Source organism: Anaerobiospirillum thomasii (genome assembly GCF_900445255.1).
Lineage (GTDB): Bacteria > Pseudomonadota > Gammaproteobacteria > Enterobacterales > Succinivibrionaceae > Anaerobiospirillum_A > Anaerobiospirillum_A thomasii.
In genome coordinates, this window is sequence record NZ_UAPU01000007.1 from 246,775 (window position 1) to 268,852 (window position 22,078).

16 protein-coding genes are annotated in these 22,078 nt (G+C 41.9%); all 16 read left to right on the forward strand.

What is annotated here, in order from left to right:
• The first annotated feature begins 33 nt into the window (after nucleotides 1-33).
• Nucleotides 34-486 (forward strand): hypothetical protein, encoded by a 453-nt coding sequence (locus DRZ93_RS08270; RefSeq protein ID WP_146741108.1) that lies wholly within the window; start codon nucleotides 34-36, stop codon nucleotides 484-486.
• Nucleotides 467-997, forward strand: a complete 531-nt coding sequence (locus DRZ93_RS08275) for a hypothetical protein (RefSeq protein ID WP_113746298.1) — start codon at nucleotides 467-469, stop codon at nucleotides 995-997. Before DRZ93_RS08270 ends, DRZ93_RS08275 begins: the two co-directional genes overlap by 20 nt.
• The gene (locus DRZ93_RS08280; RefSeq protein ID WP_113746299.1) at nucleotides 997-2,427 is read left to right on the forward strand and encodes a terminase large subunit domain-containing protein; all 1,431 of its coding nucleotides are present in this window, start codon (nucleotides 997-999) and stop codon (nucleotides 2,425-2,427) included. Before DRZ93_RS08275 ends, DRZ93_RS08280 begins: the two co-directional genes overlap by 1 nt.
• Nucleotides 2,427-2,879 (forward strand): GNAT family protein, encoded by a 453-nt coding sequence (locus DRZ93_RS08285; protein ID WP_113746300.1) that lies wholly within the window; start codon nucleotides 2,427-2,429, stop codon nucleotides 2,877-2,879. Before DRZ93_RS08280 ends, DRZ93_RS08285 begins: the two co-directional genes overlap by 1 nt.
• Nucleotides 2,867-3,301 (forward strand): hypothetical protein, encoded by a 435-nt coding sequence (locus DRZ93_RS08290; RefSeq protein WP_113746301.1) that lies wholly within the window; start codon nucleotides 2,867-2,869, stop codon nucleotides 3,299-3,301. The genes DRZ93_RS08285 and DRZ93_RS08290 overlap by 13 nt, the downstream gene beginning before the upstream one ends.
• Before the next feature lies 1 nt (nucleotide 3,302).
• Entirely contained in the window at nucleotides 3,303-3,665 is a 363-nt protein-coding gene (locus DRZ93_RS08295; protein ID WP_113746302.1) for a hypothetical protein, read from the forward strand.
• On the forward strand, nucleotides 3,666-5,324 hold the full coding sequence (locus tag DRZ93_RS08300; protein ID WP_113746303.1) for a portal protein: 1,659 nt from the start codon (nucleotides 3,666-3,668) through the stop codon (nucleotides 5,322-5,324).
• A 219-nt stretch (nucleotides 5,325-5,543) separates the two neighbouring features.
• Nucleotides 5,544-6,194 (forward strand): hypothetical protein, encoded by a 651-nt coding sequence (locus DRZ93_RS08310; RefSeq protein ID WP_113746305.1) that lies wholly within the window; start codon nucleotides 5,544-5,546, stop codon nucleotides 6,192-6,194.
• Nucleotides 6,195-6,223: 29 nt separating this feature from the next.
• Nucleotides 6,224-7,303, forward strand: a complete 1,080-nt coding sequence (locus DRZ93_RS08315; protein ID WP_113746306.1) for a major capsid protein — start codon at nucleotides 6,224-6,226, stop codon at nucleotides 7,301-7,303.
• 9 nt (nucleotides 7,304-7,312) lie between these two features.
• Nucleotides 7,313-7,795 carry a hypothetical protein gene (locus DRZ93_RS08320; protein WP_113746307.1) on the forward strand — a complete coding sequence of 161 codons (483 nt, stop codon included), beginning with the start codon at nucleotides 7,313-7,315 and terminating at the stop codon, nucleotides 7,793-7,795.
• A 46-nt stretch (nucleotides 7,796-7,841) separates the two neighbouring features.
• Nucleotides 7,842-8,510, forward strand: coding sequence for a phage connector family protein (locus tag DRZ93_RS08325; protein ID WP_113746308.1), 669 nt, complete (start codon nucleotides 7,842-7,844; stop codon nucleotides 8,508-8,510).
• On the forward strand, nucleotides 8,510-11,452 hold the full coding sequence (locus DRZ93_RS08330) for a phage tail protein (RefSeq protein WP_113746309.1): 2,943 nt from the start codon (nucleotides 8,510-8,512) through the stop codon (nucleotides 11,450-11,452). Before DRZ93_RS08325 ends, DRZ93_RS08330 begins: the two co-directional genes overlap by 1 nt.
• Nucleotides 11,449-12,195, forward strand: coding sequence for a hypothetical protein (locus tag DRZ93_RS08335; protein WP_113746310.1), 747 nt, complete (start codon nucleotides 11,449-11,451; stop codon nucleotides 12,193-12,195). The genes DRZ93_RS08330 and DRZ93_RS08335 overlap by 4 nt, the downstream gene beginning before the upstream one ends.
• Nucleotides 12,196-12,204: 9 nt before the next feature.
• On the forward strand, nucleotides 12,205-13,998 hold the full coding sequence (locus tag DRZ93_RS08340) for a hypothetical protein (protein WP_113746311.1): 1,794 nt from the start codon (nucleotides 12,205-12,207) through the stop codon (nucleotides 13,996-13,998).
• On the forward strand, nucleotides 13,998-20,144 hold the full coding sequence (locus tag DRZ93_RS08345) for a hypothetical protein (protein ID WP_113746312.1): 6,147 nt from the start codon (nucleotides 13,998-14,000) through the stop codon (nucleotides 20,142-20,144). The genes DRZ93_RS08340 and DRZ93_RS08345 overlap by 1 nt, the downstream gene beginning before the upstream one ends.
• Before the next feature lie 9 nt (nucleotides 20,145-20,153).
• Nucleotides 20,154-22,073 (forward strand): hypothetical protein, encoded by a 1,920-nt coding sequence (locus DRZ93_RS08350; RefSeq protein ID WP_113746313.1) that lies wholly within the window; start codon nucleotides 20,154-20,156, stop codon nucleotides 22,071-22,073.
• Nucleotides 22,074-22,078: the final 5 nt, after the last annotated feature.

The following is a 22,078-nucleotide window of genomic DNA, read 5'->3' on the forward strand; positions in this document are numbered from 1 at the left end:
TGCCCTAATATTGGCTGTAATGAGTTGTTCGTCATGGTAAAGACATTAATTTTAATGGCAGTTGCATTCAACATCGGTTTTCTTAGTGCGACTCACTATCAAAAAGCCCACTATCAAGAGGGCATTATCAAGGCTCATCAAAAAGAAGTCACACACTTAAAGTACGTTTTGGCACAGGAACAAAACAAGGCAAGGCAAATTGAAGAGCAAACAAAAGATCGCATGGCACAGCTTGATGCTCTTAACAAGCGCAATGATGCTCTGCTCGTGCACGTCAAGCAATTACAGGCCTCCCTCGGTGGAGCAGTGTCCAACAGTCATGATCGATCCGTCCCTACCACAGATGTATCAGGTGGACGGACTGATACGGTGGCAGAACTTATTGAGCAGGCTACTAGGCTTATCAAAGAGCGAGACGAGATAGCCATTAATTACAACAGTTTGTACGAACAATGCAAGGTGATAAATGGAAGTGATAAAAAGTGAACCTGTAAAGCGTGAGTTCCAAAAGGGCAAGTACACTAAACCACTCCCTGCCGAACTGCTTGAGGACGCTAGCGATTATGCTCTTATGAACAAACACGGTACAGTTGAGAGCAGATGTGATGAAGAGCATGTCTTATCTCAACTAAATCGTTATGCCACTGATCCTGACTATCACCTTGAGAACATTAGGCAGTTTTTTAGCATCAGTCAGAGCTCATTACGTAAACTTCTGCACAGTGAAAAGTACAAGGATGAGATGAACAGCGCCAAGGTGGCACGTGCTCATATGCTTGTACAGGACGGCTTGGCCACTTTAAAAAACACGCATCAGCGTATCTCAAGTGGAGAGGAAGTACCTCCACAGCTTTTAAAGTCAAGTGAAGTATTGGCCAAGTATGAGATGCAGTATGCGTGCATGTTAAATCCTGAATTTAGTGGCAAGCGTGAGGGTAACGGCGATACTAACATTCAGATTAATGTGCAGACCCCTATGGACATTAAGGAGCTGTAATGGCCGAGCTAAATTTAGAGTTTGATTTTGTGCCACGCAGTTGGCAAAAAGAATGTATGCAAAATCAGACTAGATTTACAGTGCTCGCATTACACAGACGTGCAGGCAAAACTACTCTCGCCTTGGCCGAGCTCATCATGTATGCGCTCAAGAAAAAAGGTCTGTATGTGTATATTGCCCCTACACTTAAGCAGGCCTCACTTGTTGCATGGAAGCCACTTAAGCAATTTGTACAGCAGTTTATGAATGTTGATGTCGGCGGTGGCAAAAAGATGAATTTTGTTGAGGTCTATGAGAGCGATCACAGTGTGCGTTTTATGAATGGCAGTGAGATCCGTCTGCTAGGCTCCGATAATCCTGACAGTATCCGTGGCTCAAAAATCAGTGGCACTATCATTGACGAGGTGGCACAGATACCAAATGAGTTATGGACAGAGGTTGTATACCCTGCCTTGATTGACAGCCAAGGGTGGGCTTTATTTATTGGAACCCCTAAAGGCATTAATCTTTTTTCAGAACTTTATTTTAAGGGGCAAGACCCACAGTTTAAACCACAGTGGAGTTCACGCAAGTATACCGTCTATCAGACCGAGGCACTCAATCCACATGACATTGAGATGTTAAAACGAGACCTTGATAACAATACATTTGCACGTGAATTTTTGTGCGACTTCAATGCGTCAGCAGAGGATCAGCTCATTAACATTGACATGGTAAACACAGCTATGGGCACTGATTACAAGCCGTCCGTATTAGGCCAATACAAGGTGTTTATGGGTTGCGATATTGCACGATACGGTAACGATAAAACAGCTGTGTGCATAAGGCGAGGCGTAAAGGTTCTTGATGTCATCTCTTGGAATGGAGCGTCAATTGTGGAGACCTGCGATCGCATAATGAATTTACAAAATCAGTTTAAAGCCGACCGAATGTTTGTGGACGGTACAGGTGTCGGTGGTGGCGCTGTAGATATTCTAAGGCGCATGAATACAACTTTACCTATCTTTGATATTAACTTTGGCCAACGTTCCACATTAAGCGAGTATATGGATAAGCGTACAGAGATGTGGTTCAAAATGGCTAAATGGCTTGAGGGTGGTGGGGCATTACCACAGATTAACGAGCTTAAGAATGAATTATCGGCTCCGACCTACATTAAAGATGACAATTCAAAGTATAAGCTTGAGAGTAAAAAGGCTATTAAAAAGCGCTTAGGTTGGTCTCCTGACCTAGCCGACTCTATAGCCCTGACTTTTGCAGGGTATGAAGAGGAGGTTAAGGCAAGCCCTCGGCAGGAGCTTATGTCGTCCCTGATGAATAATGCAAACTCTAACCCTTTCATGCGTTTTGAAGATCGCATTACACATTCAGACCGTGAGCAAAGATTACAGCGTGAATTTGAAATTATGCAGATGTTAGGAGAGCTGTAATGGCAGAAGTTTTACAGTGTGATTTTAAACAGATTATTAATGCTAAAGGTTTTGATGAGCTTGTAAAGGCCTACAGTACCGAGCCGTCAATTAGGAATAAAGACTTAATGGCACCTAACCCACAAATTGACGCTTGGTTAAAACTTGAGGAGTTGGGACTTTTTAAAGTGGTCGGTGTTTTTGATAACGATAAAGTCATAGGGACTATCGGCTACACGTCTTATATCTACCCTCTTACAGGTGACAAGGTCGGAACAGTAGATCCTTATTTTCTTTTAAGACCTTATCGCAACACTTGGTTAGGCACTATGATGCGTACTGTACTTGAGGGCTTAGCAGGACAAGACGGTTTAAAGGGCTTGTTCTACGGCGCCCCTAAGGGCAGTGCCTTGTCCAAACAGTACGCACACCTGTATGAGCATGTAAATGAGGTGTTTTGGTGCAAGCTTTAACCGTATTGTCCGACACTCTACAGCCCACAGGCGCAGATGAATTTAAGCGCATTGATAAGGCTATTGAACTTTGTGCCGATGATGACGTGGTAATTCCTTGTGATTTTCCTACAGAGCATTTTCTGCACGCAGGCTGTTATGTGCGTAATGTCTTTTTACGTCAGCATAGCTTCTTGGTTGGCGCAAAAATCAAGGTAGATACAGTCCTAATTATTAGTGGAGATGTTGTTATCAACATGAATGGCTCGTCAAGGCGCTTTTGTGGCTACCACATAATCAGAGCCCTAAATCCTAGACAGCAGATGATATATGCGAACCAAGATACCAACTTAACAATGCTTTATGCCTCGGACGTTAAAACGGTTGAGGAGGCCGAGCAGGAATTTACAGACGACTATAAACAGCTTTTAACGAGGAGATAATATGAGTGGTGGAGTAGCAGGTGGATTAATCGCAGGCGCAATAGCTACCGGCGCATCGGTAATAAATGCACAGATACAATCAAACGCACAAAAGAAAGCATCTGCACGTCAAGCAGAGGGTCAGCGTCTTGCACTTGAACAGCAGAAAAAAGCGCAGTCGCAGGCCGAGCAGGAAACCAACAGGCAGAACAAACAGCAGATTAATACGATTAATACACAAAAGATTGATAGCAATTATGGCAACCTCACTAGTGGATTAGGCGTTAACAGCAATTCTTTAAACCTAGGCACCTCGTCAAGTCTTAACTCCACAAGCCCACTTGCAATTGCATCTGCACTGACAACTAAGCAAAAGGTGAAGTAAATGTTTAAAACGGACGAGGAGAAAATCAAGGCTCTAAAGAGACGCTATGACAGCCTTGTAAGCGAGCGTGCTCCTTGGATTAAGTGGTATAGAGACGTCTGCAAATATATCAGTCCATTCAGTGGAGCTTTAAATATAGATAGGTCATATAAATTTATCTTTAACGACCACGCCTCTTACTGTTTAGATATTCTTGTCAGTGGTCTAGCTAGTGGCTCTACATCACCGTTAAGACCATGGTTTAGACTTCTGCCTCCTAATGAGGAGCTAGCTAAAGACAAGGAAGTGCAACGCTACTTTGGACAGGCGCAGGAGATTTTAAATAAGATTTTTCAGCGCTCAAATACTTACAACTCCTTACACGTCTTTTATCAAGAGCTGTGTTTGTTTGGTGTGGCTGTAGATTTAATCTATGATGACCTTGAGAATGTTATTACACATCACGTCTTAACAGCAGGCGAATACTGCATAGCATCAAACACTAAGGGAGAGATAGATACGGTCTATCGTGAGTTTGAACTGACTGTAGCGCAGGCTGTTAAATTCTTTGACTTTGACAAGTTAAACAACACAATCAAGGAGCAGTATAAGCACGGACAGCTAGAAAAGAAGCATCCTTTTATTCATGCTATTGAACCACGAGCAGACCGTGATCTCAAGTCTAGCCTAGCTGTAGATATGCCGTATGCGTCGTTTTATTTTCAAAAAGACGGTACCAAGATTTTAAGAGAAAGTGGCTTTAAACATTTTCCTGCCTTGGTCGCTAGGTGGAATGTGGTCGGCCTTAATTGCTATGGAACAAGTCCATGCACAAGAGCCTTGCCTGACATTAAACAGTTGCAATTCTTGGTTGAGCGTCTATCACGTATTGCCGATCGTATAGCTGACCCACCAATTCAGGCGCCTGACAGTGCACGCATGAGTCCTTTAAACATATCAGCAGGTGGCAAAAACTTTTTACCTAGTGTTAATTCAGACAATGCTGTTAGACCTATCTACAATCAAGATGATAGTTTTCAGTACCTTATTAACATGGTCAAGGATTTAGAGGAGAAACTAAATCAGAAGTTCTATGTGTCTTTATTCTTGATGCTACAAGGAGCACAGAACAATCGCAAGACCACGATTGAGGTATACGGCCTACAGGAAGAGCAAAGATTAATCTTAGGACAGGTAACCGAACGACTATCAAAAGAAGTACAGCAACCCCTTGTTAAATATACTTTTTATAAGTGCCAAGAGTTAGGCATATTTGGCGAACTGCCACAAGCCCTTGAGGGTATGGATTTTGAGGTAGAGATCCAATCCGTATTTGCACAGGCTCAAAGAGCTGTAGACATTAACGCATATGACAGGTTCTTTAGCACTATTCAGACCCTATCAGCCACACAGCCTGAAGTTATTGATCGTATCAATATTGACGGCACTGTAGATGAATATGCCGAGCGTTTAGGTGTCTCATACAAGATCCTTAAGACCGAGAAGGAAGCTCAAGAGATACGAGATGCAAGAGCACAGCAACAGCAGGCTATGCTTGAGGCAGAGCAGATGCAAAAAATGGGTTCTACTATGCAGTCCTTAGCACAGGCACAGCAGAGTGGAGCTAACGCCTCACTAGCTACACAGCAGTTAGAACCTATTGAGGACGTGATGCTATGACCGACTTTAACGAATTAAGCATAAACATAGACTTGGTTTTAAAAACGAATGAGGGCAAGGCTGTACTAAAGGCTATCCTAGATACGCTGAATTTGAGCGCTCCGACATGCACAACCGATCCTAACATGGCCCTCGCCTTTTGTGCCAAGCGTGACTTAATGCTACAGATTTTAAACTTATTTACTAACGAGCAATTACAGACAATCAGAGGTAATTCACATGTCCGATACAGTTGAGACTACAGAGCAGAATGTTGAGCAGAATGTAGACACCGTACAGCAGGAGCCTACACCTAACGCTGACAGTATGACCGAGGCTCTACAGAATGATAACTCCCCTAACTCAATGGCCGAGGCATTACAGAATGACAATGAGCCTGTCCCTAATCAGCCACAAGAGATTGAGTATACCTTTAAAGACAAAGACGGTAACGATGTAACCGAGGGCGAGTACATAGGCCACGTTAAGGGTATTGCAAAGGACTTAGGCCTAAGCAAAGAGCAGGCTCAAAAATTCTATGAGCAGGCGCAGGACAAGGTCAATGAGATTAACACTCAAGCCCTTGAGAATGCTAAGGCCGAATGGATTAATCAAACCTTGGCCGACGAGGAGATTGGTGGACAGCATCTAACCGAGAGCAGAACTAATGCTCTTAAGGCCATTCGCTCTTTTGGCTCTAATGAATTTAAGGAACTGCTGATTAATACAGGCATTATAGAGCACCCTGAAATTGTAAGGTTCCTGTCACGTGTTGGAAAAGCCACAAGTGCAGATGACAAATTTATCAATGGGGCTAAACCTAACTCACAGAAACAATCTTTTTTACGTGAGATGTACGGCAAAAACAGCCCTGAATTATTTGACGAATAACTTTTAAAACTTGAGAGGTAAATAAAAATATGGCAATTATGGCACCTAATGCTTTTGCAAGAGCAGACGAGATGCTGACCCTTGCGGAGGTTTATAAACGTCTTGACGGCAACGGAGGTACAGACAAAATCGTAGAATGTCTTGCACAGCAGAATGCGATTTTAGAGGACATACCTTGGAAAATGGCAAACATGAATGACGGCAACCTAACCACACTTAGAACCTCACTGCCGACCACTTACATGCGCCGTATCAATGAGGGTATTAAAGCAAGTAAATCAAGCACTGCACAGGTAAAGGAAAGCCTCGCTATGATGGCTGTTTTATCTAAAGTTGATGCCAAGCTTGTGGAATTGGCAGGCCAAGGTGGTGGCGCCGAGGGCAAGGCATCTGCTGTGTGGGGTGAGGGTAAAGCATTCGTAGAGGCTATGGGTCAGAGTGCAACACGTGTGTTATTCTATGGCGACCCATCAAACGATCCTGCCGAAATTCGTGGTCTACAGACTCGCTACAATACCCTTGATAAAAAGAACCCTATCTCCGAGCAGATTATTGATTGTGGTGGCACAGGCAACAATCTAGCTTCTATTTATATTGTTGATTGGGGTGATGACGTTTTCGGCATTTTTCCTAAAGGCTCTACTTTTGGTCTTAAGATTGACAACTTAGGACAAGGCCTCACTCAAGACGAGAACGGTAATGAGTTCCTAGCCTATCGTACTTTATATCAGTGGGATTTAGGTCTTGCTGTTGCCAACTATCGCAAGGTGGTTCGCCTCTGCAATATTAATGTAGAGGATCTTAGAACCAATAAAGGTATAGGCAAAGCTAATGTCCGTGATGATGCAGACAGTACTAACCTTATCTTGAAACTGCAAGAGGGCTTAGACCGTCTGCCTAATGGCGTATCAGGAAGCACTGCTATTTACATGAATGGTCAGGTTTATTCTGCCCTTAACGTATTGGCACAGCGTTCTAACCAAAATATCATCTCAATTGTAAACGGCGAAAATTCTTTTGGTACACATACACAGTGGAAGACCTTTAGTGGCGCCAAGTTAAGACGAGTAGATCAGCTCACCACTACCGAGTCACAGTTAAAAGCATAAGGAGATAAAATGGCTATAACAGATTTTGGTAATTACCTATCCTGTAAACAGGTGCTTGATGAAACAAAGATCGCATATGCACAGCGTTACATTGATTTTCAGTCCTCTACCGACATCGGACAGACTGCCAATCCATTGTACGTTAAGTTTGTAGCGCACGGCGCCTTTACCAAGGGTCTTAAGATTGAACTTGCCATGGCTAATAAGGCTGACTTTACAGACGCCGTGGCTGTCAATGCTCTTGAGGTTGTGCAGACTGACTTGAAGAAAGGTTGGTATAACTTCATTAAGGTTCCTGCCATTGGTAAAAAGTTCCGTTACTTGTCTGTCAAATACACCCCTACAGGCGCAGTCACAGAAAGTACCGACAAACACGAGCCAATATGTCCGAGCGAACCTGTCTTACGTGAGGACAAGGAGATTGCAAAAGCAATATCTGCGTTTATCTCTACTGTTGATGACTTTGACACCGTCTATCACATTAATGTTTAATCCCACATTTGGCCCTCTTAATTGAGGGCTTTTTCTTGAGGTTTGTATGACAGATAAAAAGATTTTAAACATCTGTAACAATGCGCTTGACCTAGTCGGACAAGGACGCAATATCAAGTCTTTTGATGAAACCGAGAGCCGTGAGAGCCAACTGTGTAACCGTTTATTTCAAGATACAGTTGATCGTCTGCTAGACCAAAACGATTTTTTATTTGCTCGCAAAGATGAGATTATCAACGCTGACTATCTTGTATATGTTGACGAGGAGAAAACACAAAGAGCATTAAGCTTGCCGTGGCAGTACACCTACTCAATCCCTACAGACTGTATGCGTATTCTAAGATTAGCCCCTATGCATTACACCTCTGACACCGAGACAATCGGCTTTGATGATTTCATTCGTTTTGATATTAGAAACTTTAATAACAAAAGGGTGTTTGTCACCGATGAGGCACCAAGTTTTGCTATGCATTATCAAGCTTATGTCACTGACCCTAGCCTTTTCACGCCGTCATTTATTGAAGTGTTGGAATATGCCTTGGCTAGCCGTCTTGCATCATCACTTATCAAGGACGTGAACGGCGTAAAAATCTCACAAGCCTTATTACAGCAGGCTGAATTTTTCCTCGTTAAGGCTAAACATGCTGACCTACAGCAGGGCGCATATGCTATTCGTGATACGCATTTACCACGCATTTTAAAGGCTCGTGAATAATGACACAGAGAGTTTTACAAAACAGCTTTTTAGGTGGCGAGATTTCCCCCGCCATGTTCGGTCGCACTGACAATGACATATACACCATAGGCGCATCAAAGATTGAGAACTTTTTAATTCAGCCACAGGGCTCTATTATCAGCCGTCAAGGCTCGCAGTTTGTGATGCAGGCTAAGGACAGTACAAAGAATGTGCGCTTAATCCCCTTTAGGTTCGCTAGCGATCAGACTTTGGTTTTAGTTTTTGGCCACAAAACTTTGCACATTGTCACACAGGGTAAGATACTTTTAAACAAAGACGGTAGCGAATACAGCATCAAAACTCCATATGACGCACAAGATTTATTTGAGCTAGATTTCTGCCAAAATGCAGACATCATCACTATCACTTGTGTGAAATATCCGCCTATGGAGTTAAGGCGCTATGGGGCTACAGATTGGCGTTTTCAAGCTGTAACAACTGCACCTACAATTACCCCACCTACAATCTATGCTACAGCTTATTACCCTAGTGGCACAGAGGACGCAGACCGTAACAAGGTAACTGCACGCTATGTAGCTACAGCTATTGATGCTAACGGTAAAGAGAGTGTGGCATCTAAACCTATTGAAATTAAATGCAATTATTACATTACAGGTGGAAGTGTAAAAATCTCATGGTCAGCTGTAGCAGGTGCTACACGCTATCGTGTATACCGAGATGTGTGTGGCATCTTTGGATTTATAGGCGAGACAGATAAGCTTGAGGTTGTTGATATAGGCGATAATCCTGACGGCACCACAACTCCCCCTAAATACGATCAGCCGTACACAGCCACAAGGGCAATTACAAGGGTTGAGGTTGTAAACGGTGGCAGTGGCTACTTTAATAATGTGGTCGGCTCTGCATCTAAATTTCCTGAACAAATAACAATCCCTAACATAATTCTTTTTACAAAATTTTCGGAGCGTAATGATTTTGTTCCTGAAATTTACATAGATATTCTTGATGCAAATAAATCATACGAGATTGTAAAGTCCATTCAGCTAACGCCTGTGGCTGTGTGTCGAATTTTGTTTCAAAAACCTGAAGCCTATCCTAGCACCTATTGGCATTTTTATTTGGTATCAGAAGGCATTAATACTGACATTAGCGTAAACATAGGTGACATACAGACTTCTAATCCACGATTGAGGGTTAGAGCCGTTACACGTTTTGACAATCAAAGAAAAGGCAGTGGTCGCTTTATTCTGCCATCTATAATGCAAGAAAGCCCTTTAACACTTCTAAACGACTCTGATTTAATTGAAGAGATCTATGCCGAGCCTATAAATCGTCCTGATTATAATGAGTCGGTTAGTCTTACATGGATCTCAAATAAGCAAGACTTCTTACGCATATATCATAGCTATTCTTTGAAAACTATGCAGATATTCAGTAAGGCGTTTTCAGGATATAGAGGCTATTTAACCCCACAAGATTTATACGAGCTCAATCAAATTGGATTTACAGAAGAGTTAATCAATCCGACAAGAATTGAGGTGAGGGACGATACAGGACAAGGCGCAATTTTAGAACCAATAATTAAAGACGGCGTTATTCAATCAGTAAGAATTATTAATGGTGGTTCTAATTACACAAAACCACAGCTAACGGTTGTCGGTGGTGGTGGCAAGGGTGCTGTACTCAAGGCCTATGTAGACGAGCACACAATACAAGAGAACCTTGATTATCCTAGCGCCGTGACACAGTACGACCAACGCCGTGTTTTTGCAGGCTCATTCAAAAACCCTCTTAAAGTATGGTTCACTAATGCAGGTCAGCAGGACTTGATGATGTACCACATACCTATACAAGATGATGATCGCATTGAGATTACAGCCGTCACAGCAGATGCCGATCGTATCCGTCATGCTGTTGCACTTGATAGCTTAATCTTGTTTACGTCAAGTGGCGAGCTTAGAGTGTTCACGCAAAATTCAGATGCACTATCCCCACGCTCTGTAGCTGTGAGGGCTCAATCCTACATCGGCGCTAATGGGGTTCAGCCTGTAATTGTGAACAACACTATATTCTATGTCGCATCTCGTGGTGGGCATGTTAGGGCTGTACAGTATGCGTACGATCAAGGTGGCTACACTTCATCTGACTTGTCACTTATAGCTAATCATCTCTTTGATTATAAAGACATTAAGGATATGACACTGTCTAAAGCTCCTATCCAAACAGTATGGGCTGTATCTAATGACGGTTCGCTGTTGGCCTTAACAGTTTATCCTGACCAAAATATCTCTTGTTGGTCACGCCTTGTAACTGACGGCCTGTATAAATCATGCTGTGCTGTATCAGAGGGCATGGAAGATCATTTGTATGTCGTGGTGGAGCGTGAGATTAAAGGCGTTAAGAAAAAATATATAGAGCGCTTTAGTGCTTTAACTGTCAAAGAAAATTCTCATGCACGTAACCTTGATTGTTATTTAGACCACACTAGCCTTGAGGGCACAGCTGTTAATGGCTTGGCTCATTTAGAGGGTAAGACTGTATCAGCCTTGATAGATGGTGAGGAGATTACAGGTTTAGTCGTAACCAATGGTAGCGTGGCCTTGCCTCGCAGTGGCCGTGAGGTTGTTATCGGACTGCCTTATAAGTGTACCTTGATAACACTACCCCTCGCATCATCTGTAGCTCGTGGCAATTTGCAGGGCTCAATCAAGAATATCAATGAAGTGCACGTGCGTGTGTCTAAAGATGGCGACCTTTACGCTAACAACTATCCACATGAGATTTTGTTTGAAGCACAGCGTGATGTAAGTGACCTGTCCGACACTAATTCCAAGATGCTTAAATTGTCGCTTAGCGGTTCGTGGGACGTGCAAGGTCAGATTATCTTAGAGCATCGTGACGCTTTACCTATTGAAATTCAAGCCATTGTTGGCAATGTCAGACTTGAGGGAGCAGTATGATAAAAAGCCCTTTATTTGGTTTAGCCATATTAAAACAACCAACCAACAGAACTACAGCTAAATCACCCACACAGACCAAGAGTAATAACTTTGGAATACCTGTACTCTCACCATCACAATACAAAAACCCTAAACCACTTCCTTTTCCACAGCAAGAACCAAAAAAATGGTACAACACATTAGACGGACAAGTGGCTTTACAAGGTGGCACAGCCGTATTGCACGGCTTGGCTAGTGGCATAGCACAGCACGCTACCAACAAAGGACTTGATGCATCTGCGAAAGGTCATGAGTATCAGCGTGATGTGGCTCTCATAAATGCAGAGATAGCTAAGATGCAGATAGAGGGCGCTTATCAAAGTGGCGCTTATGAAGCTATGGTGCAGGGCTTGGCTGATAGACAAAAGATGTCTCAAGAGGTTGTGCGTCAAGCGTCTAGTGGAACAAAGATAGGTCAAGGCTCTAATGCTGATATAAGTACAACGCAGTGGATTAATGCACAGATAAATCAAAGAGTTATACAAAAGAATACAACTAAGGCTATTAATCAGGCTCGAATGGAACAGGCAAATGCTAATGCGCAGGCAATACTTGAGCAGGCTCATGCCGATGCTAAGCGTGCTATGAAAGGCAATGTATTCTTGAGTGGTCTGCTAGGCACTATACAAGCAGTCGGCTCATCTATGCTGTCTTATCGTGAAGAGGGGTTGCGCTCCCCATTTGAACAAAAGTTTTTTTCTTAAGGTGAATATATGGCACTTGAAACTCCTACTGTGGGTATGTCAAACGAGGGTATGTATGCACGCCCTTTTGAGAATGGAAGTGAGGCTATCGCTAAATCGGCAGAGGCTGTCGGACAAAACCTCGCAGGCGAGATCGATCAGCTGTCTGCGCAAATTCTGCAATTACAGATTAAAGCAGAAAAGGAGCGAGCCGAGGCAGAGGCCCTATCCTTATCTAACCGAGCCTATGAAGATCTACACAAGAACCAACTTGAATATAGCCAACTTAAGAATAAGGACGCTATAGACAATTACGACAGCTATAAACAGAACATATCTAAGATTATTGAGAAGTACACTCCTACAGATAAAGCACAGCCATTAACTCAAAAGCTATTTAAAGAAAAGGCTATGCAATTACAAACTAGAAGTAATGCCACGCTTATGGCCTATCAGATGGAGCAGATCGCATCATGGAAAATGTCGGAGCTTAACTCTGCTTTAAACAATACATTGAATGAGTCATTATCAAATTATGGAAAACCTTTATTTGAGGAGAATAAAAGAAAAGCTTTAGAGCAATACGATTATATTGCAGACGCCCAAGGTATAGATAGAAACTCTGAAACTTATAAGCTAGGCCAATTACAGACCACGTCAGGTTTACATTTTAATGGCATCATGAATGAGATTAATCGTGATCAGTTAGGTAACGCTTGGAAACATTTACAACAATATAAAGACGAATTGACAGCAGAAGATTATAATAAATTACTTATAAACTACCAATCAACAGTGGCAAGAAACTCTGTTGCAGGTGGTGGCAAAAAGAAAATGACAGATGAAGATCTAATTGCATATTTTGAGAAGTATTTTGATGATAATCCTATATTGCACCAACATGTTGAAGAGGGGGAAAATGGGAAAAGTAAGATTACAAAAGTTACATTAAAGGACAACCCCATTTTATATAACCAAGTGCGAAGAGGTTTTGTGAACGAGAGTTTAAACAAACACAAGCGTTATGTAGAGGAGAGGACATCACAAGATGGTTATTTGAAAGCCTCTATTCGTGAATATTTAGATAACAATGAACTCCCTGATAATGGCAGAGATATTATAAAAGCTATCGGAATTAGCGAGCCGACAGCAGAGCAAATTGATACTGCACAAAAAATTTTAGATATGAGAAAAAATGGTGTCGGCAATATTGGAAATAAGATGGCTTATATGGACATTATGTCGTGGATTAGTGATGGCTCTATATATAAAGAGTTCACCACTTTAAATAGTCTTAAAGGATATATGGTTGATAAAAACCTATCACAAGATCAAATGACCGATCTTAGTAAAGAATATAATAAAGCTAAGAATTATGCATATAGGCAAGAGATAGAAAAGGCCTCTAAACTTTTAAACAAAAAATTAACAGGGGTTATTGGAAAAGCAAAAGTAGCATCTAATGAATTTGCTTATCAGCGTGCTTTAATTACTGCGCAAGATTTTATTAACCAAAAAATAAAGCGTGATGGCATGAGTGCGACCCTTGCATTAGAAGCCGTTACATCTAATGCCTCTGATGTTATGGATATTAAAGGGGTTTATGAAGAGGCGCTAGAATTGCAAACTAATTTTACGGACTTATGGGGCTCCGTAGGAAGTTTAACACATAAGGAACGGTTGGAAATTTTAAATAAGATACAAGACCACAAAGATGAGACAGGCTCCTATCCTAGCTCTTATGAGGTGGGAGTTATTATAGGCCCATATTTAGAGTCTTATAAACCTATACCTGCTAATGTTACTTTTGATAAGGTGAAATAATGACTGATAATTATATTTACCCTCCGTTGGTTGCTGATAAGCCTATTATCTCTAGACATGGTGTCTCTCAAAAATATTTAGATTTTGAACAAAAGCAAAAATATAGGAACACTATTTTTGAGGACAGCTTATATGACCTTGAGAAAAATAAACCTGACGCCAACTCTACTGTAGAAGAGATAATAGACTATAACATTAAGTCAAGAGCTAAATTAAACGCCGACGCAATGTTTGCTGTTACTGCTTTTCAAGTACATAACGATCCAAAAAATGAGCTAAGCAAAGAAAAAATAGCCAATGTTTTAAACGTCAATCCTCTTGTAATATCAGATGATGATAAGCCTTTTTTTATGTCAAGGGCTATTGAAAAGAATTACCAAGACCTTATTCAAGAAAGAGGTTATTTGCCTGACAATATTATGACCGACATTAATTTTATGCGCTTTGTCGGCAAGGATACTTATAATTACTTGGTGGGGCTCCGTGATTTATATGAGCAGGCTAACGGAGAGGACGGCATATTAGATACAATCAGCCGAGCCTATAAAGCTAGTATTGCAGACTTTGAAGTTAATGAGGACTTTTATAATCAGGACATTACCTTTAATGAATTAAATGCTAAAAAATTTGCTAATAACTATCTGTATAAGCGTGATGATGACGGTTTATTTGTTGACGTGGCTCGTGTTGTAAGCGATCAGGTTGTGCCAATTGCAGATAACCCTTGGCTTATTGCTCCTATTATTGCCACAACTGCACTCGGCGCCTTGGCAGGACACCCTCACTTAGGCTTTATGTTAGGCTCTGCCCTGTTTACATCTAAGGCTAGATACGAGCAGAACTCCTCACAGCTGATACAAAAGGCCATGGCAGAAAAGCCTGACCTAGATTTTGAACAGGTCAAAGATGATGTTGCCCTATCAGCAATCGGTATGACCACTCTTGATTTTATGTCCGACTTCTTAATGCAAGGCGTGATGTTAGGTTCTAAGAATGTCTTTAAAGGAATATTCAAGGGAGCATCTAAGGCTAATATCCCTATAGAGCCAATGACTTTTGCGCAGAAGTTTACCAAGACCTCTAAAGGTGTGTTTGCTAACTTTGGCACATCATGGACAGGCGAGGTTATCACCGAGGGTATGCAAGGTGGCATAGGACAGATGGGCGTAAACAAGGCTCTAGATAAAGACACTTGGGAGAATGTGGCCGAGGAGGGATGGAAAAATGCTGTAGAGGCCATGTCTGTTATGGGTGTTATCGCAGGCGTAGGTGCTACAATGCGAGGTGGCTATGACTTTTACTCCCTATCAAAACAGCAGACACTACAGCAGGAGGCAAAACAAGCTTTTGAGAGCACTATGATGGGCAAGCATCTTGTGGAAGGTGCCACTATTGTAGATAGCATAAAACTCAATAAGGAAGACCCTACTGTCTTAAATGATCTTATCTCAAAGATAAGCTCCAAAAAGGTGTACGCAACCTACAAGGATCTACAGAATTATGTCAGCGCTAATAACATTGACCTTGATAAATATGACAAGTTCAAAGACTTAGAACAAAAGGCCGAGACTAACCCTGATGACATTATAGAATTTAACGATGTTGATGTATTTACAATCCTTAACAGCAATAAGACCGAGGACTTGATACGCAAGATACGCCCATATGCAGACGGCAAGTCCATTGAAGAGGCAGGGCAATTTGTTCAAAGTGTAGATATAAAAGAGCTTGGAGAGCAGATTAAACAACGCTATGAGTTTGAGACCAAGAAAGGCAATATCAGAAAAAACCTTTACAGTGAGATATTAAAAAACGCTCCGAATGTTAATGCGAATAATGCAAATAAAATCTCACACTTGTATACAAACTTTTACGCCAACCTATCAAACATTTTAGGTATTGATATTGAAACTCTTTATAACGATCACGCTCTCAAATTAAAACATGAGGTTGTTATTCGTGACTTAGGAAGCGAGACCGAGGGCACAGCAGGCACAATACATTCTGACAACGTGAGCGCACAGTTCAACTCCAAGACAAAAGAGGTTTTGATTAAGGAGACCACTAACGCACAGAGCATTATTCATGAATTAGCCCATGGTTTTATGCATGTCTTGCTTGAGGTCAATACCAACCTAAATAAAAACAAAAAGCTAATGGCCCCTGAAAACGTGGCTCGGTTCCAAAGTCTGTTTAAGGAGCTTGAGCAAGGCCTTGGAATGAAAAATCTTGAGCTCAAAAACATATCTAAAGAGCGCATGACTAAAGCGCAGGAGTTGTTTGTAAATAAATTCTTTGAGGCCGTGCTCGACCCTAATGTAGTGTTGCCTTTCAAAAGAGATTTTAAAAGATGGATCGCAACATCATATCAAAACTTTTATATGCAAACAGAGATGGCAAAAGCGCAGGGCGACCCTGATGCTATTAAGAACATTAAAGAGCTATCCGACCAAGAGGCTGTCCGTTATGGATTAAAAGAGGCTTATGGTTTTGAGAGTGACGGTGTAAACGATCAGTTTAGGAACGTTATCAATGCTATCACTTCTGTTGATGAAGCTGTGCCTGATTATGGAGAGAGTTTTAACCGAGGTATATTCACTAGCCTTATAGACAACCCTAACCTTGACCCTACTTTAGTAAAGGAATTTTTAAACATTCAGGCCTCTTATGATGCGCTTGCTGTAGACGGCACCAAGGAACAGCAAAACATTGAAAAGAAACTTACAACACTTGACCCTGCTATTCTTAAAAGCCGTGATGATTTAAAGAAAAAACAAGAAACTGAATTAAAGAAAGTACGAGCTCGTGACGGCATAGCAGATGTCACACTGCTTACTAGATACGATCAGCTGTACAAAGAGCTTGACACTGACTTTAGAGTGCGTCTGCAATCAGCCGAACTGCACGCCTTTAAAGAGCTAGGCATTGTTATGGACGCAAGAGACCTATTGTCTAAGGGAATGTCAAAGACAAACATAAGACATTTAAAGTCTCAAGGGCTTGTGGCCGACTATGGTTTTGATGTTAATGATGTTCGTTTTGAAGTGTACCACGACCGAGCTACTAACAAGCGAGTTATGGAGGACTTTTTGTTAAGTAGCTTTAATGAAGAGCAATTAAAAGCTTACATAAACTCAAGAGCCATCTCGCTTTTAAAATCAGATGCTAGAAAATATCTGCTAGCTAATGCGCCTGTAGAAACTTACATGCTAGAAAAGCGTGCAAAGATAGCCACCAAAGAATTTAACCTGTTACTCCGAATGACTAAACAGAGCAAGGTCTCTGCTTTTCATCTTAACATGTTGGCAGTCAAAGACGTCCTGAATACAAAACTCTCTGACTTAGACAGTACAGCTTTATTAAGACAAGCTAGTAAGTATCGTGACATGTCCACTAAAGCCATTACAAAAGGTGACATTATAGGGGCTAGCAGGCTTTTACAGCAGGAGCTCTTCTGTATACATAAGGCGCAAAAGGTAGTTGATATTGAAAAGAAGTTCCGAGGTGAGGCAAAAAGGCTACAAAATTATTTTGATCGCTATTCTAAAAAAGGCAAGGGCAACAATGACAAAAAACAATATAGCATGGTGCACACCACTATAGGTCACGAGGCTTTTGTCCGTTTAGGCCTGTCTCGCAATACACTAAAGCACAAACAGAGAATGGAGTTTTTGCAAAAAAATGATCCTGACACCTTTAACTCTGTAGCCGAGCTATTGACTGACGACATCACATTCTACAGAAACATGACGCTAGGCGACCTTAACAACACCATGAATAAGCTTACAGCTTTACAGACACAGGCGTCTTACAATCAGAAAATCAAGGAGCTAGGAGACACTACTGTAGCCGAACAAGCCGAGGAGATGCTTGCCTCGTTAGATGTTTCACGAAACAAAGAGGGCAATCTTGAGCAACTTCCTGAAGCTCTAGTTAAATCTCTTGTCCCTAGATTTTTTGAGGGCGTGCTTATGAATATAGGCAAAGTAAGCTCTGTATGTAAGTACATTGACGGAAAAGAATATGGGCCTTTTTGGAAGTACATATATCAACCCCTTCGTGTGGCCTGTACCTCTTATATTAACGATCTTAATCTCTACAAAAAATCAGTAAGCGACATTATGTCCAACTATGGAAAGGCCTTAACTGAAAAATTTAAAACCAAGCCACGAGAAAAAACTATAGCCACTGCTAAATGGTTGGGCTATGACCTAGGCAATCACCCTGAACATAAAGGCAATCCTTATGTAGAGCTTATGGGAATTGTTGCGCATGTAGGAAACAATTACAACCGTCAGTGTTTAATAGACACGATCAGACTTCGTAATTCTAAGTTTGACGAGGCTATGCTTGATGACTTCCTAGATACCATGCAGAAACAAGGCTACATTGATAAGCCATTAATGGATACAGTACAGGCCTTATGGGATTTAAATGAGGGGACTTTTGAAAAGGCGCAGAAAACTTTTTACCATCTCAATGGTTACCCCGCCGTCAAGCAGGAGCATAACAGCTTTAAAACAGCGTGGGGCGTGACCTATAGGGGTGGCTACATGCCTCTGCTTAGAGAAGAGGACGCTATTGCAGGCGCTGAATATCAGATACTTGATATTGAAGAGGAGAGAGACAAGGTAGGAGCTATGGTCAGCCATGGCTTTATGAATGAGCGCAAAAAATGGAACACTGCATATTCAATAAGCACTGACATTACAAAGTTAATTACAAGCACCGATCGTGTGATCCGTTATGCAAACGTACAGCCGAGCATTAAGCATATACAGAAACTTTTAAACCATGAGGCCGTGAGAGTATTTCTAGAGAAAAAACACCCTGAACTCCGTAAAAAAATATTTGAGCCTTGGCTGAAAGCTATCTCTAACAACACCAAAACAAAACAGCCTGAAAACATGAAGGGCTTTTATGAGGCGCTTATAAAGTTTAAAAAGCTGTCAAGCGCTATGATTATGTTTGGCAACTTTAACAACGCTATACAGGGCACGTCACAGCTAGGCCCTCTTATGGCTACAACCGACAAGGCCATGTTAATGCAGTCGGCATTTAACTTAGTGGCCAATCACTCGGACATGAAAGCACGAGCATTAGAGCACTCGGCTTTTATGAAAACTAGACTTGAGGACTTCACCGTCAATGTGGACTTGTTGATAGGCCGAGATGTAATTCTACCGTCCACTGACCCATTCTCCCTTGACAGTGTATCGGCTCGCAAAAAACAAATAGCCGAGCTGTCTGTTAATCACTCCTATTTTGCACAGCAGGCATTACAAAGACAGCTTGACTTGATAGCATGGGACGCCAAATATTCAGAGGTCATGAATAAAAGGCAGGCTGAATTTGAACGGAACAGTGGCAATAAAATATGGGTCGAGGGGACAGCTGAATATGACAGGGCTCATGCCGAGGCCGTGGCACTTGCTGACGATAATGTGCGTGAAACTTCAAGTAGTTTTGACTTGGTAGATACATCTGCACTTGAACGTGACCATCCTTGGGTGCAGGTGTTAACACAATTTTCAAACTACTTTTGGACAATCGCTAATCTATTTATCAGCCGTTCGGCCATGGCAAGTAAAAACACAAAAGATGCTAACCTTGTGAAAAAATTCCAAGCGCAGTTAGGAGTGTTTTTCTTTACCATATGGCTCCCTGCCATGATCGCAGATGCTATTAACAAAGTCTTTACACAGGCTTGGAAAGAGGAAGAGGACGAGGACGCCGTATTTGATAATAAACTTGACACGCTCCTTGGCTCCCCTTTCCGTACCGTATCAGCCATGATCCCATTCATTGGAGCATTTATGACCACATGGTACAACGAGACTTTCCTTGATGAAAACTTTTACACAAGCTCTAACTTCAACGTGGCCACAATCACAATCCCACAACAGGGCTTTAGACTTGCAACCGACATTATGGCAGAGGGCACCGACATGGAGTGGACACATAGACAGTGGCGTGACCTAGGCTATGCTTTTGCTCTTGTATCAGGCATCCCACCTGCCTCGTTTGCTTTTAAGTGGATCGGCACAATGATTGATTGGCTACAAGGCGATATAAACCCTGAAGATCCTTTTGATAAATTCATGACTTTAACACAAGCAAAACCATCTAAAGAAGCAACCGAGTAAGGAGACTCTATGGCAACAAACATACCTAAATCCACACAGCAATTACTTGATAAGAATACAGTTATTGAGGGAACCTTTAAAGGCGACCTACAAGGTAATGCTGATACAGCAACTGCACTTCAAAATAATTTTTCAGTGACCTTAACAGGAGACGCTACAGGTTCGTTCACAACTCACGGCAATTCAACACAGCTTCCTATCAGTGTGAACCGTGCACGCACAGCAGAGAATGCAGACCATGCAAAGACAGCTGACAGTGTGGCATTTGCAAACACTAGTGGTAATGCTACCTATGCTACAACAGCAGGACATGCTAGCACTTCTGCACAGGCAACTGTAGCTACCACAGCTGACCAAGCAGGCCATGCTCTAACATCTCACAAGGCTGACCTATCCGACAAGGCTATTAATGCAGACTTTGCTAAGCATGCAGAGCTAGCCGACACAGCAACTAAAGCCATCAATGCAGACTTTGCAGACATAGCCACAACAGCAAACTCGCTAGCCATTGATGCTGTAGTTCCAAGCGCTGATTATGCAAGCCGTGCAGGCATAGCAGAGATAGCGCAGTATGATTGTGATGGTTTATCTATCAAAGACTTTTACGCTAAGAAAACAGAGATACCTAAAGACCAACTGACGATAGCAGAGGGTGATGCACGCTACATAAAGCGTGAGGAGAAACTGCTACAAGCTGTAGTGCAGGGTAAGGCAAGCGGTATCGGTGCTGTACTTGGCAACACCTTGAACATTGAAATTACTTCACTTGATGCAGGCGAGAACAACCTATCAATCTATGACAAGCTTGTGTTCATAGACACAGAGGAGCTACCACAGCCTAGAGATACAACCAAAGTGTACATCACTAAGTCTTATAAGATGTGGGTATATAACCAAGGCATACAAGACTTTGTGGAGATAACAAGTAGCCTTGATGTAAAGATAGCCAAGCAGATTGAAGAGGCCTTAGAGAAACTTAAGACAGCTGTTAATACTACAGACAATCAAGAGATACGAGGCACAAAGACATTTAAGGAAGTGGTTTACGGCGGTATCCCTAGTCTCACAGCTGACAATGATAAAGCCCTTGCAACCGTACACAATATCCTTGATATTCAAAAGGATATTACCGACCTTGATAAGTCCGTTAAGGAAAAGATTGAGGAGCTGATTCATAGGCTTGACGCTCAAGAGAAAGGTGATGTGGTTTTTGCGTTAGTGGATTATTCTATCAAGCTTAATCAAGCCACTATGACTGTAGGAACTAGATACCTCACCTTGCTGACCGAGGCTAAAGAGTACATTCAGATTAGCGCCGATACAAACTTACCTGAAGATCCAACTAAGGTTCCATTCTACTATCGTTACTATGTCAAGGGCACTAATGGCAAGGTCACTTATGCTGACTACAGAATTAATGTAGACCTATCGGATTATGCAAGATTAGATGGTGCAGAATTTACAGGCGTAGTTAAGGTAGCCGACCTTGCAACACAGAACCTTGATGAGCTTAAGGCTGTTAAGGATACAAGAGTTATTAACACTAAACAGCTACATCAATTACTTGATGACAAGGCAACAGCCACATCTAAGGAGATTGAAAAGGTAGACGATAAGGTCACAGCCCTTACTGCACGTGTTGATATTGTTGAACCCAAGGTCACAGCACTTGAGACAAGGGCAGATAATGTAGATGTGGAGCTATCTAAGTTAATGCCAAAAGCAGGTGGCACATTTACAGGTAATGTAGCTGTACCTAATCAAGCCGACCTAGCTAATGCTACAGCCGATGCTGTACTCAATAAGACTGACACACAATCCTTGATTGATACAGCTGTAACCGAGGGGCTACAAAATGCTGTAGTGTGGCAGTCAGTCACAGATGAAAATCAAATTACCAAAGACGGATTATATTTTGTTATTGCATGAGGAGA

What these genes read in the sequence shown, in the direction of transcription:
- DRZ93_RS08270 (WP_146741108.1), top strand. Translation starts at nt 34, where the DNA reads ATGGTAAAGACATTAATTTTAATGGCAGTTGCATTCAACATCGGTTTT.
- DRZ93_RS08275 (WP_113746298.1), top strand. Translation starts at nt 467, where the DNA reads ATGGAAGTGATAAAAAGTGAACCTGTAAAGCGTGAGTTCCAAAAGGGC.
- DRZ93_RS08280 (WP_113746299.1), top strand. Translation starts at nt 997, where the DNA reads ATGGCCGAGCTAAATTTAGAGTTTGATTTTGTGCCACGCAGTTGGCAA.
- DRZ93_RS08285 (WP_113746300.1), top strand. Translation starts at nt 2,427, where the DNA reads ATGGCAGAAGTTTTACAGTGTGATTTTAAACAGATTATTAATGCTAAA.
- DRZ93_RS08295 (WP_113746302.1), top strand. Translation starts at nt 3,303, where the DNA reads ATGAGTGGTGGAGTAGCAGGTGGATTAATCGCAGGCGCAATAGCTACC.
- DRZ93_RS08300 (WP_113746303.1), top strand. Translation starts at nt 3,666, where the DNA reads ATGTTTAAAACGGACGAGGAGAAAATCAAGGCTCTAAAGAGACGCTAT.
- DRZ93_RS08310 (WP_113746305.1), top strand. Translation starts at nt 5,544, where the DNA reads ATGTCCGATACAGTTGAGACTACAGAGCAGAATGTTGAGCAGAATGTA.
- DRZ93_RS08315 (WP_113746306.1), top strand. Translation starts at nt 6,224, where the DNA reads ATGGCAATTATGGCACCTAATGCTTTTGCAAGAGCAGACGAGATGCTG.
- DRZ93_RS08320 (WP_113746307.1), top strand. Translation starts at nt 7,313, where the DNA reads ATGGCTATAACAGATTTTGGTAATTACCTATCCTGTAAACAGGTGCTT.
- DRZ93_RS08325 (WP_113746308.1), top strand. Translation starts at nt 7,842, where the DNA reads ATGACAGATAAAAAGATTTTAAACATCTGTAACAATGCGCTTGACCTA.
- DRZ93_RS08330 (WP_113746309.1), top strand. Translation starts at nt 8,510, where the DNA reads ATGACACAGAGAGTTTTACAAAACAGCTTTTTAGGTGGCGAGATTTCC.
- DRZ93_RS08335 (WP_113746310.1), top strand. Translation starts at nt 11,449, where the DNA reads ATGATAAAAAGCCCTTTATTTGGTTTAGCCATATTAAAACAACCAACC.
- DRZ93_RS08340 (WP_113746311.1), top strand. Translation starts at nt 12,205, where the DNA reads ATGGCACTTGAAACTCCTACTGTGGGTATGTCAAACGAGGGTATGTAT.
- DRZ93_RS08345 (WP_113746312.1), top strand. Translation starts at nt 13,998, where the DNA reads ATGACTGATAATTATATTTACCCTCCGTTGGTTGCTGATAAGCCTATT.
- DRZ93_RS08350 (WP_113746313.1), top strand. Translation starts at nt 20,154, where the DNA reads ATGGCAACAAACATACCTAAATCCACACAGCAATTACTTGATAAGAAT.